Raw genomic sequence first — 12,618 nt, 5'->3', positions numbered from 1 at the left:
CAACAGTCTGTGGATAACTAACTATTTGCAGGCCCGAAACTGAAAAACAAGTGGTCGGATTAGACGAAGTCGTAATCCGACAAAGTTCGAGGTCGCATGTTTTTTGTTGGATTACGACTTCGTCTAATCCAACCTACGATTAAAACCGCTTACTCAAACTCTCTCCTGGCATGCAAGCGCAAGGTCAGAGGAGAGTGGTGAAGTGCCCCTCCCAAAAATTTCGAAGGCCATGGATGGCCTGAGAGAAGCGCACATGGATGTGCTCGTAGCGGTTTTTGGGAGGGGCTTCCCACCACTCGACAACCTCCGAGCCATAGACCAATAGGAGCCGAACCCTAAAACAACTCCGAGTTAACAGGCACCCCACGTAAAGAATTGGGATAAGCCTCAACAATCTCGACGTCGATAAAGTGCCCCACGACTTCCGGACTCTCATGCCGGAAATTCACAATCCGGTTGTTCTCGGTCCGACCGGCATACTCGCCAGGATCCTTCTTGGACAGGCCAGTCACCAGTATACGCTGTGTGCTACCCACCATCTTGCGACTGATGTCCATGACGTTCTGATTCAGCCGGTCCTGCAGGATGCTCAGGCGCTGCTTCTTCACCTCCATGGGTGTGTCATCCGGCAAATCCGATGCCGGAGTGCCCGGCCGGGCGCTGTAAACAAAACTGAAGGACATATCGAAGCCGATGTCATTAATCAGCTTCATGGTGTCTTCAAAGTCCTTCTCGGTTTCACCCGGGAACCCGATAATGAAATCCGACGAGAAGCTGATGTCCGGACGAATCTTGCGCAGGCGGCGAAGCTTGGATTTGTACTCCAGTGCCGTGTGGCCGCGCTTCATCGCCGCCAGGATTCGATCCGAACCGCTTTGCACAGGCAAGTGCAAGTGACTGACCAACTCCGGCACCTGCTCGTAGACATCAATCATGGCGTCGGTGAACTCCACCGGGTGCGACGTGGTGTAACGGATGCGGTCGATGCCGTCGATGGCGGCCACCAGAGTGATCAGTTCCGCCAGATCCATGGTGTCGCCGTCGTAGGTCTCGCCGCGGTAGGCGTTCACGTTTTGGCCCAGAAGGTTCACTTCCCGCACGCCCTGGCTCGCCAGGTGCGCAACTTCGGCAATGACATCATCCGCCGGACGGCTGACTTCCTCGCCCCGGGTATAAGGCACCACGCAGAAGGTGCAGTACTTGCTACAGCCTTCCATGATGGACACAAACGCAGAGGGACCATCAGCGCCAGGCTCCGGCAGGTTGTCGAACTTCTCGATTTCCGGGAAGCTGACATCCACCACGCCAACGCCGTTACCCTTTGCGCGGACTTCAGTGATCATGTCCGGCAGGCGGTGCAGGGTTTGCGGGCCGAACACCATGTCTACATACGGGGCTCGGTCGAGGATGGCCTGACCTTCCTGACTGGCCACGCAGCCGCCAACGCCGATAATCAGATCCGGTTTTTTGCTCTTCAGACCTTTCCAGCGACCAAGTTGGTGAAACACTTTCTCCTGGGCCTTTTCACGAATGGAGCAGGTGTTCAGCAGCAGAATGTCGGCGTCATCGGGTGTGTCCGTCATTTCGACGGTTTCACCGGTCTTGAGCAGGTCTGCCATGCGGGCAGAGTCGTACTCGTTCATCTGACAGCCGTGGGTCTTGATGTACAGCTTCTTGGCCATGATTCTCACGTAATCTGGTGGATGTTGCGCCGGGCTTGCGTTGGTCTTCAGAGGCGCTAGCAAAAAAGGAACTGCGTATTATAACGGGGTGATCAATCCGCAACCACCATTGTCTCGGCTTGTTGCTAGTTCCGTTGTGGTATTATTCACTTCGTCGAACCTCCGACAACCCAATAACCAACCCCACACAACACTATGACCCCAGAACGCCTGGCCCGAATCAAACAAACCCTGAACACCCGCCAACCGGATCTCAGCGTCCTCACCGACCAGGTCCACAAGCCCAGGAACCTGTCCGCCATCATCCGTTCCTGCGACGCATTCGGACTGGCCAACATGCACACCGTATGGCCAAAGGAAGGTTTTCGCGCCTTCCGAAAAACCACCGGTGGCAGCTACAACTGGGTGACTACCCACACCCACCGCACCCTGGAAGACGCCATTGGTACGCTAAAAGGGCAGGGCCACAAACTGTACGCCGCGCAGTTGTCTGACCGTGCCATCGATTACCGCGAAGCCGACTTCACGGTGCCCTGTACAGTGATCATGGGTAATGAGTTGGATGGAGTAAGTGCCACTGCGGCCGAAGTGGCGGACGAGCACATCGTGATTCCAATGATGGGTATGGTGGAATCCCTGAATGTCTCCGCCGCCTGCGCCATCATCCTGGCCGAAGCCCAATGCCAGCGAAAGGCAGCGGGGCTGTACGATTACCGGCGGCTGCCAGACGACGAATACAATCGCCTGTTATTCCGCTGGTGCCAGCCCACGGTCAAACGCTACTGCGATGACCGGAACCTGCCGTATCCGCCGATTGATCCGGAAACCGGCGAGCTTATTGATGGCGTGGGATGGATGCAGGGAGTACGTGAACTTCGCAAGAACCGCCCCCGCTGGGATGATGCGCCGGAAGTCCCTGTTATTGAGGAGCCGGATCAGGGCTGATCCGGCTCCCGATGATTCACGGGCTACCATTTATCCAGTTGCAGGCCGTGTTCTTTCAGGTAGTCGCCGTGTTCTTTGAGATACTGCTCGGTTCCTATCTTGAATTCCTCCGGATCGCCATCGATTTCAGATGCCTGCATTCGCATGACCTCTATTTCATTGCCGCGTTGATTCAGTATCCAGCCTACCACCGTGCCGCCGGGGGCTAGCCCAAATATCAACGTGTGGCGCGCGTCTTCAAAGCTACCTTCTGATGTATAAACGGTCGCTTTCTCACGCATTTTTTCCAGAATGTCCGGTGATAATTTGATAAGTTTTGCAAAGTATTTCTGCTCTGCAAAGGAAAACCACGTCAAGAAAACAAGCTCTGGAAACGGATCAGCCTGTGCGCCTTTGCCCCTGGGGCCGAAATCGCCTTTCCAACAGCACCCAACGCTCCCTATTGGTTGTTTCCAACTCCTGACCCCGGATTTCTCGAGGTGCATTCTCGTCACCCAAACTGGGTAATTTTCTGGTGCACCGATTGCAATTCGCCAATACTCTTCCTTGGACGTTGTAGCGCAGGCGGATAGGAATAAAAGCGAAGCCAGTAAGGGTATAGCGGCTCTCATTGACATCATTTTATTGGTCCCTGTTTGGGTATATCGCACGTTGTGCTGCTGGCACATTTGGTCGAAGATTCCGGAAGAGTGAGATTTGAGCTGGTACGCTCACGAATGATGTTTGGTAATCGTTGTAGTGGGCCGAGTAGTGAGTGTAGCGCTGTCGAATTAAGCTCAGTTCCGAGTCTGTAAGGTTGATTTCACCCGATGGGTCCTGCAATAAGGATTCGAACTTCGGCAGAAGCGATGTTAAATCCTGCGGTAGCTCGCTTTCGCTGGAATGAACGCTTAGGTCTCTAAGCGGTACCCCAGCAGCCTTTGCCTCAGAATGCATCAATCTGAGTGGTATGCGTGAGTAGCCCCCACGAACGTTCCTGATCATTCGAAGCATAATTTCCATTTGGCCATCCGGAGCGGGGTGAGATCGATAGTCGTGATCTATTCTGAGGCTGGCCTCATCAGTCGCTGTTCCATCGTGGGTTTCAATATTTTGTTCCAGGGGCAGGCTGTATTCGCCGATCCATTCTTCTCGGGCAATCTCGGCTTTCAGAGTCTTAAGTGAGTCCCACTCCACTGTCTGTTTCGGCCATTTATGACGGCTTGAGGGGATTGGTATTCGAGGGGAGATTTGTACGTCTTCTATAAACTCTTCAGCATATCCGCCCCCAATGTCTGAATGTGCCCCGGGCAGAACTAATTCTTTAAAATTACGAGGAAGGGTTTTATCGGAATTCCTAATGCTATTGAGTGCAAAATTCTTTCGTTTTTCATCTGAGGCAGTGATATGCAAAACTCGACCGACATTGCGAGAATCGATGTATAGTTTGACCGGATCGTTGTGCTCGTTATGAGCGAATAAGTCACCAGACTGCACGTTTATGATTCCTGCCACAGTATCAAAAATGCCCAGGAATCGAATGTGGACTTCATCTGGCCAGCTTAGTTGTTGCTCTTTAAACATCCTTCCCAGGAGACCTTTACGCCCTTTGGATATCTCGTGAGAGGCGTGGCGTGCCGCCGCAGCTCCTCGACTGAATCCGAAGAGATCAATCGTCAACCGTTTGATTTTCTGATTCTTGATATCCATGGATAAGAGCCGCTTGAGTTCTTCGAATGCCTTGCTTACTTGTGCGATGACACCGGTTTGGCCGAGTCCCGTAGCTGCATCGATCAATAGGTCTTCTTCCCCATTTTGGGTTCCTACGCCGGGAGCATAGACTGGATATCGATAGACTCTTCGGTCCTGTTCGTCCTGAATTCCGTCGGGGTATACTTTCCATAGCTTCGCGATGTTAGTCGGGGCGTTTGAGTAGCTTGTGTCCGCCCTCAACGCGATTAACTGCTCGCATTCCTCGATTGACGCTGTGCCATTTTCGAGTGCTTTAGAGCACTGTTTTTCTGTTGTTTTTTGCATCTGCTGACTATTAAAAACATTATTCAACGTCCCATCAGTAAAAATCCCCACCTCAACATGAACCTCTGGTTCCTTCTCTTCCTGCGATTCCGTGTCCTCTGCGGCTTTGATTCCCGCGATGGTCGTGGTCATCACCGAGGCCGTTGATGCGATGGTGGAGGACGCTTGTCGGGGCTGATGGGGTTGGCTTTCGTCTGTCTCCGGGTGTTGGCGAGGTGTGGGAGAGCCTGAGCCCGGAGCAAAGGGGCCGCGCTTGATATCCTGCGGTGTCAGCCGGGCCGAGTTCAGATCCTGCAGGGGGTAGCTGAGGCCAAAGGGCAGTTGGCCGGTGGGTCTCCATTCGCCGCCGTTGGGCTGTTCGGGGCTCGAGCGCCAGGCGACGACGGGGGATAGCGGACCTTCGTCCATGGGGCCGTGGACCAGGAAAGCGCCGCCTGAAGCGACCAGTTTTACCGCCAACTCGCAGAGATCCACCCGGCCATACGGCTGTAACCTGAGCAGTTTGCGTAGGTCGTGTTCGCGGAACTGTCCTGCGTTGATTTTGCGGCGGGTCTCGGAAGCTGCCAGGAAAGGACTTTCTATCCGTGGAATATCGTAGGGGGTCAAATCCATTGACCTCTTGAGTTGCATCGTCATCACTCCTTGTTGACGTTTGATTTTCAAAGCAGGGTAAGCATAACGAATCCGGAGCCAATGTTACCGTTTTGCGTCACATTTTCAGTCAGTGATCATCCGCTGGGAGGTTCCGATAAAGAGTTGGTGATATGTGCCGTTATCGATCAGCTCCTGCGCAGCGATATCAAAGTGGTGTCTTAGCCAGTCGCCACGGGCTGACTGATGAAACCGGTAGGCCAGTTCCTGTGCTCCGATTTCGTCGCCATGGTGAGCCATGGAGCGCAGTCCCAGACGGTTCAGAAGTGTCACGCCATCGGAAAGGTATTCGATCGTGGCGTCGATACGTCCCAGAGCCAGCTTTCTCATGTTTTGCTCCAGCGAGTTGGCGGGGACGATCTGGATGCCTGGGTGGCTTTGTAGCTCTTCCGGGTAATAGCGCCCTCGAATGGTGCCCACTTTAAGACCCGCCAGGCTCTCGATGTGATTCAGGGGGCCGGTATCGTGGCGGGTGAAAATGACGAAGCCGTGGGTCAGGGCAATGGGTATTCCGGTTACGCCAGGTTGCTCCGGGTCGCCTACTATTTCAGGGAAAAGGACGTCCGCACTGCCTTCCCGAAACATCTTGTTTGCTCTCGCCCAATGGTCAATATTCAGCGCCCTGCAGTGGACATCACGAACTTCCAGGTGCTGTATAAGGCGCTGTGTCCATTCGAAGTTGGCTTGGGTAAGAATCGGGTCACTTGTAGGACCGTTCACCACAACGCAGGGTGGTTCACTGGTGAAGGCGGGCATTGACCAGGCGAGGGTGAAAATTGCAAGAAGTACTCTGCAGGTGGCGAAAACGCCATGAATGCAGAAGCACAACGTTAGCGCTTTCATCGCAGCCTCCTACTGAGCGGTGTCCTTCCATCAGTGTCTTATACCGGTGGCTGGTAACACGCGAACTGCGTACGTTCTTAATTAACTTTAGGCTACTTGCAGCGAAACAAAAGGAAAATCTGAGGTCAGGAAGGGGGCGGGAGGTGTCGTTGCGACACCTCCGTTTCGGGCTTACTCTCGCGCTTCCAGATACCGCTGCAGCTGTTCCCGCAGCGCCTTCGGCAGCCGTGTGATCGTCAGCGCGTCTTTGTCTTTGTCGTAGTAGACCGCCTGGTTCACCAGGTCCGAGGAGAATGACACGCTCATGCCGCCGCCGGAACCTGCAATGCGCACCAGTTTCTTCACCTTGCGGTGATCCGGGTGCAGAACTCCGCTCTCGGGCAGTTCAGCGGCCTGCGAGGCAAACTCCTTGAACCGCTCGGGCTGGCTCTCATCGAGGTAGCCGGACAGGGCTTCAATGGCAACAGGCTCGCCCAGGGCGTGCTGTTCCTTGCAGAACTCATAGGCCCGGGCGCGCACCTTGCCGGCTTCTTCCGGCTCGGAAGTCTTCGCGAAAGCTTCCACCGCATCCAGGAACGTAACGGTTTCTTTTTCCACATCCACCTGATTGGTGAAACCGCACAGCTTGATGAACAGATCGCCGCCTTCACCGGTGCCGCGGGCATGCACAAGGGTCAGGTAGTTCTCGCCGGGATTGTCACCGTGCCAGTCGTCCAGCTCGATGCGGGCCGCGAGGTTCAGGCGGGACAGGCTCAGGATATCGGTGGCGTCCAGAGTCTGTTTGGCATCAAAGCGCATGGCGCTGTCGTTTTCCAGAATCAGCAGGTAGACCACCTCCGAGTCGGCCAGGGCTTCGTGGACAATCATCAGATGCCCTTCGAACTCCTCCTGGGCGCCGTTCAGCAACTCCTGCCATTGCCCGAACAGCCGATCGGTCAGGGAGGTAAAGGATTGCTTGTCTTCCAGGTAATCCTTCAGCCAGCTGCTGAAGGGGCTTTCGCCGATGTCATCGGAGAAGCGACCGTATTTCTTGCCGGGCTTGCTGTTGAACAGGCGCTTCATCTGCTTGTGAAGGGCCTCGTAGTCGCCACCCGGTTCGGTCAGGGCTTCGCCTGGACGAACCCGTGCCGGTTGTCCGGGCTGATACTGGCTGGCAAAGAGAGTACGAAGCTGCTTGATGGCCATGAAATCGTCGTTTCCCTGGTTAGTAAAAAACAAAGCCCTGAGGGTTAACCCTCAGGGCTTTGCATTGTACCGATTTTCGGAGTCCGGTGAATTGTCGGATTACACTGCGCTAATCCGACAGCAATTCCCACAAAGTCCGGTCGGTCCCGGGGTGGGGTGCCTTTTTCTGCCGGAACAAAGGTGTCTGAGCGAAGCGAGTTCTTTTTCCAGAAGAAAAAGGTACCCCGCCCCGGGACCAGCCACCCGTTGCCCGAAGTCTCAGCATTAAATCCGCTTGTTGCGAGCCAGATCCTGCAGCAGCTCGTTAACCGCGCCAGGAATGTCCTGATCGCTGTCTGCGGAAGCCGAAGCCGTAGCGACATCGGTGCCAAGGTTAACCGCAACCGCAATCAACCCATGGGCGGACAACAGCTGGGCGGTGCGGCGGCGGTCCTCGGCATTACCCGCGTTATCCTCGCTGAGCACGACCGTGGTCTTGCCTTGGTCAAACAGTGCGCGCTCGACGGCCAATGCCAGTGCCGGCGCCTGCTTGCCGTTGCAGGCAATAATGGCTGGCTTCTGGGCCAGGCGGCGGGCGCGTTCTTCCACGCTGACCGGTTCCAGGGATTCCACATCGCTCGCAGTACCGGCGATCATGCCGGCGCCCACAGTCACGTTGGTCAGCCTGTCGATCACGATAAAGCTGCCGGTCGCATGGTTGCGAGGATAGGCGTCAAACGCAATCGGCTGGCTCAGGGTCAGCTCACAAAGGCCGATTTCGTTGAGCTGAAGCGCAGTCGGATTGGTTTTCTGCTCAAGGGTATTCACATCGGTCTGGTGGTGAATCTTCTTCACCGTACCGGAAGCAAAGGTTGGCCCCAGCTTGATGTCATACAGGCGCCCGGTTTCCAGCGGTGCATCGGTCATCCACACGATGTTGGCGTTGAAGCGGTTGCCCACTTCCGGCTCATCTTCCGCTTTAACCAGCATGTCGCCACGGCTGATGTCGATTTCATCGTTCAGCGTCAGTGTCACGGCCTGATCGATATAGGCCTCTTCCACATTGCCTTCAAAGGTGACGATATCCTTGACCGTACTGGTGCGGCGAGAGGGCAGGGCCATAACCTTGTCCCCCGGATGGACCACACCCGATGCGATGGTGCCGCAGAACCCACGGAAGTTCAGGTTGGGGCGGTTGACGTACTGCACCGGGAAGCGGAAGTGCTCCAGGTTCTTGTCACGGGAAACTTCCACCGTCTCAAGGATTTCCATCAACGGCTGGCCAGTAAACCAGGGCGTGTTCTCACTCCGGTTGACCACGTTGTCGCCTTCCAGCGCCGAGATCGGCACGAAGCGGATATCCTTCAGGCCGAGCTTGGCGGCGAACGCCAGGTACTCGTCCTTGATCTCGTTGAAGCGTTCCTCGCTGAAGTCCACCAGATCCATCTTGTTGATGGCGACCACAATGTGGCGAATGCCTAGCAGGGACGCAATATAGGAGTGCCGACGGGTCTGGGTCAGCACACCGTGGCGAGCGTCAATCATCAGGATCGCCATCTGCGCCGTGGACGCACCGGTGGCCATGTTGCGGGTGTACTGCTCATGGCCCGGGGTGTCGGCGATGATGAACTTGCGCTTGTCGGTGGAGAAGTAGCGATAGGCGACATCAATGGTGATGCCCTGTTCACGCTCCGCCTGCAGGCCGTCCACCAGCAGGGCCAGGTCCAGCTTCTCACCGGTGGTGCCCATCTTGGCGCTGTCGGTCTTCAGGCTCGCCATGTGATCTTCGTAGATCATCTTGGTGTCGTGGAGCAGGCGGCCGATCAGGGTGCTTTTGCCATCGTCGACACTGCCACAGGTCAACAGACGTAGCAGTTCCTTGTTCTCGTGTTGCTTCAGGTAGGCCTGAATATCTTCGGCGATCAGATCAGACTGGTGTGACATCTTAGAAGTACCCTTCCCGCTTTTTCTGTTCCATGGAACCGGCTGAATCGTGGTCGATCACGCGACCCTGGCGCTCGGAGCTGGTGGCCAGCAGCATTTCCTGAATGATTTCAGGCAGCGTGGTGGCTTCGGATTCGATCGCACCGGTGAGGGGGTAGCAGCCCAGGGTGCGGAAGCGGATGGATTTCATCATCGGCTTCTCGCCTTCCTTCAGGGGCATGCGATCGTCGTCCACCATGATCAGCGTGCCGTCACGTTCAACGACTGGGCGCTCAGCGGAGTAGTACAGCGGAACAATCTCGATATTTTCCAGATAGATGTACTGCCAGATATCCAGTTCGGTCCAGTTGGACAGCGGGAAGACGCGGATGCTCTCGCCCTTGTTGATCTTGCCGTTGTAGGTATTCCACAGCTCCGGGCGCTGGTTCTTGGGATCCCAGCGATGGTATTCGTCACGGAAGGAATACACCCGCTCCTTGGCACGGGACTTCTCTTCATCCCGGCGGGCACCACCAAAGGCGGCATCAAACTTGTACTTGTCCAGGGCCTGCTTCAGGGCCTGGGTTTTCATCACATCGGTGTGCTTGGCGCTACCGTGGGTGAATGGGCCAATACCCTGCTTTATGCCGTCTTCGTTCTTGTGAACGATCAGGTCCAGGCCGTATTCCTTAACCTTGCGGTCCCGGAATTCAATCATGTCCTTGAACTTCCAGGTGGTGTCCACGTGCATCAGCGGAAATGGTGGCGTGCCGGGGTGGAATGCCTTACGGGCCAGGTGCAGCATAACTGCAGAGTCCTTGCCGATGGAGTAAAGCATGACCGGGTTGTCGAACTCGGCTGCGACCTCCCGAATGATGTGGATGCTTTCAGCTTCCAGCTGCTTGAGATGGGTCAGGTTATATGTGGTCATCGTAATCTGTTGCCGCCTTGCGTGCCGAAAATGGCTTTGCGTGTGAATAGGGCAACTATACCAGAGGCGATTAGGGTATAAGAAGGTGTGTAACTAGAGTTTGGTGCTATATGAATATATCAGGAGCTGTTCCGTGCCATTGAGAGGAGCCGTCTGCCCCGTAAGTTATCAGGACAGCGTGTCGGACGAGGAGAGCAACTTGCTGACGTAACGATCCACATAGTCGTACCCGTTGCCCTCGAATTCGGCAAACTGGATGCCGACCTGGAATTCATCCCGGGCGATGCGGCGCATGTGAACAATGCTGCCCTCAGCGGTGACGGAGACCGGCTGGGTCGGCACGACCGGGACAGAAAACCGGGCCGTCACCGGAACCCAGCTGCCTGGAACCGGCGCTTTCTGCCCGGGAATAAGTTCCCTCGCCAGCTCCTGAGAGCAGGAAATCATGATGCCGGTACGGGAAAGGTTGGCGATTTTGCAGGTAAGGCAACTGCCGTCCTTTCGCTCAATGGTGACCTCGGATGAAACATCCACCCGTTGTTGGTTTCGAAGGTTCAGCTTAAAGGCAACTGGTTTCATTCTGACTCTTTTGGCGTGCTTGGTTTCAAAGTTGGCTGCCTTACCCATAAACGCTCGTCCAAAATTCCCGGAACTGATCTTTGAAAACAGGGTTAATGAATCACTCGACCAATGGGTCGGGTGGCCTGGTCATTTGATGAAAATGCTGTGCAAAACTCCATAACCGACTGAAAGTTTAGTTGTTTAATTAGTGAACAGCAAGACGTCTGTCGCTGTTAGTGTCAGTTTTGTGAAGTAATTCTGAACATTGCGTCAGTTAGTTGTCAGCTCCAGGATGATTCCTGTCTATCAATTCCCGGAAGGGGTACGGCGTTTTGCTTCAGGCCTTGTGCTTGCTGGGGTAAACTGTCGCTCTAAATTCACCCGTGGGCAACATGCCCCAGGAATCCTGACGCGCGTATGACAGACAAACCCGAAACCTCTGTAACCGGCAGCGGCAAAGTCGGCTTTATCAGCCTCGGATGCCCGAAGGCGCTGGTCGATTCCGAGCGCATCCTCACCCAGTTGCGACTCGACGGTTATGACGTTGTGCCAACCTATGACGATGCTGACATTGTGGTGGTGAACACCTGCGGGTTTATCGACGCCGCCAAGCAGGAGTCCCTGGATGCCATCGGCGAAGCCATCAACGAAAACGGCAAGGTAATCGTTACCGGCTGCATGGGTGTGGAAGCGGACAAGATCCGCGACACCCACCCGGGCGTGCTGGCGGTGTCCGGCCCCCACGCGTACGAAGAAGTCGTCGGCGCGGTACACCAATTTGTGCCGTCGAAGAAAGAGCACGATCCGTTCACCGATCTGGTTCCGCCCCAGGGCGTGAAGCTGACCCCCAGGCACTACGCCTACCTGAAAATCTCCGAAGGCTGCAACCACCGCTGCACCTTCTGCATCATCCCGTCCATGCGGGGCGATCTGGTCAGCCGTCCCATCGGCGATGTGATGGACGAAGCGAAGCGCCTGGTGGATGCCGGTGTCAAAGAATTGCTGGTGATCTCCCAGGACACTTCAGCCTACGGCGTGGATACCAAATACCGCACCGGTTTCTGGCAGGGCCGCCCGCTGAAAACCAAAATGCAGTCACTGTGCGAGGCGCTGGGCGAAATGGGCGTGTGGGTGCGATTGCACTACGTTTACCCCTATCCCCACGTAGACGATGTGATTCCGCTAATGGCCGAGGGCAAGATCCTGCCGTACCTGGATATCCCGTTCCAGCACGCCAGCCCGAAAGTCCTCAAGGCCATGAAGCGCCCGGCCCACGACAGCAAGACCCTGGAGCGTATCCGCAAATGGCGTGAAATCTGCCCCGAACTGACCATTCGTTCCACCTTCATTGTTGGTTTCCCTGGTGAAACCGAAGAGGACTTCCAGTATCTGCTGGACTGGCTGGACGAAGCCCAACTGGACCGCGTGGGTGCGTTCACCTACAGCCCGGTGGAAGGTGCAAAGGCCAATGAAATCGAAGGTGCGGTACCCGAGGAAGTGAAAGAAGAGCGCCTGGCCCGTTTCATGGAAAAACAGGCCGAGATCTCCGCCGCTCGTTTGCAGGCCAAGATCGGTCAAACCATTGATGTGCTGATCGACGAAGTGGACGAAGAGGGGGCCATTGGTCGTTCAAAGGCCGATGCACCGGAGATTGATGGCATGGTTTACCTCAACGACGAAACCGACCTGGTGCCGGGGCAGATTGTTCAGGCCGTTGTAGAACATGCGGATGAGCATGATCTTTGGGGTCGGCTTCTTTGATAGCCTTTGAGTTGGGCTCCTAGCCTTTTAGGTGTGCGGGAAGGCCTTGGTGGGCGGCTTCTCCGAAAAACCGCTACAAGCACGTCCGTGTGCGCTTCTCTCCGGCCATCCATGGCCTCCGAAATTTTTCGGAGAAGCCGC

General features: G+C 55.6%; 10 protein-coding genes. 2 read left to right on the top strand and 8 right to left on the bottom strand.

What is annotated here, in order from left to right; translation table 11 throughout:
• Positions 1–335: 335 nt before the first annotated feature.
• Positions 336–1,682 (bottom strand): tRNA (N6-isopentenyl adenosine(37)-C2)-methylthiotransferase MiaB, encoded by a 1,347-nt coding sequence (gene miaB / locus ACQUWM_RS10520; protein WP_406999084.1) that lies wholly within the window; start codon positions 1,680–1,682, stop codon positions 336–338.
• A gap of 195 nt (positions 1,683–1,877) precedes the next feature.
• Between miaB and trmH the strand changes: the two genes are divergently transcribed.
• The gene (gene trmH, locus ACQUWM_RS10515; RefSeq protein ID WP_428922115.1) at positions 1,878–2,627 is read left to right on the top strand and encodes a tRNA (guanosine(18)-2'-O)-methyltransferase TrmH; all 750 of its coding nucleotides are present in this window, start codon (positions 1,878–1,880) and stop codon (positions 2,625–2,627) included.
• 23 nt (positions 2,628–2,650) lie between these two features.
• On the opposite strand, the gene ACQUWM_RS10510 is transcribed toward trmH, so the two are convergent.
• The 7 genes from ACQUWM_RS10510 to ACQUWM_RS10480 all read right to left on the bottom strand — a co-directional run bounded on the left by ACQUWM_RS10510 (position 2,651) and on the right by ACQUWM_RS10480 (position 10,734).
• Positions 2,651–3,238 carry a DUF2931 family protein gene (locus ACQUWM_RS10510; RefSeq protein WP_428922262.1) on the bottom strand — a complete coding sequence of 196 codons (588 nt, stop codon included), beginning with the start codon at positions 3,236–3,238 and terminating at the stop codon, positions 2,651–2,653.
• A 10-nt stretch (positions 3,239–3,248) separates the two neighbouring features.
• A complete protein-coding gene (locus ACQUWM_RS10505) occupies positions 3,249–5,273 on the bottom strand; it encodes a phospholipase effector Tle1 domain-containing protein (protein WP_428922114.1) in 2,025 nt (674 codons plus the stop codon).
• A gap of 87 nt (positions 5,274–5,360) precedes the next feature.
• A complete protein-coding gene (locus ACQUWM_RS10500) occupies positions 5,361–6,137 on the bottom strand; it encodes a substrate-binding periplasmic protein (RefSeq protein WP_428922113.1) in 777 nt (258 codons plus the stop codon).
• 171 nt (positions 6,138–6,308) lie between these two features.
• A complete protein-coding gene (locus ACQUWM_RS10495; protein ID WP_406999074.1) occupies positions 6,309–7,322 on the bottom strand; it encodes a nucleoid-associated protein in 1,014 nt (337 codons plus the stop codon).
• Between the two features lie 264 nt (positions 7,323–7,586).
• Positions 7,587–9,245: a sulfate adenylyltransferase subunit CysN gene (cysN, locus tag ACQUWM_RS10490; protein WP_428922112.1), complete on the bottom strand. Its 1,659-nt coding sequence runs from the start codon at positions 9,243–9,245 to the stop codon at positions 7,587–7,589.
• Between the two features lies 1 nt (position 9,246).
• A complete protein-coding gene (gene cysD / locus ACQUWM_RS10485; RefSeq protein ID WP_406999070.1) occupies positions 9,247–10,155 on the bottom strand; it encodes a sulfate adenylyltransferase subunit CysD in 909 nt (302 codons plus the stop codon).
• Between the two features lie 168 nt (positions 10,156–10,323).
• The gene (locus tag ACQUWM_RS10480; protein ID WP_406999068.1) at positions 10,324–10,734 is read right to left on the bottom strand and encodes a PilZ domain-containing protein; all 411 of its coding nucleotides are present in this window, start codon (positions 10,732–10,734) and stop codon (positions 10,324–10,326) included.
• Between the two features lie 399 nt (positions 10,735–11,133).
• Between ACQUWM_RS10480 and rimO the strand changes: the two genes are divergently transcribed.
• Positions 11,134–12,477 carry a 30S ribosomal protein S12 methylthiotransferase RimO gene (gene rimO, locus ACQUWM_RS10475; protein ID WP_428922111.1) on the top strand — a complete coding sequence of 448 codons (1,344 nt, stop codon included), beginning with the start codon at positions 11,134–11,136 and terminating at the stop codon, positions 12,475–12,477.
• Positions 12,478–12,618 lie beyond the last annotated feature (141 nt).

It is taken from the genome of Marinobacter sp. DUT-3 (genome assembly GCF_050379435.1).
Classification (GTDB): Bacteria; Pseudomonadota; Gammaproteobacteria; order Pseudomonadales; family Oleiphilaceae; genus Marinobacter.
The sequence above is the reverse complement of the archived record's forward strand: the minus strand, read 5'-3'. Positions and strand labels throughout refer to the sequence as shown.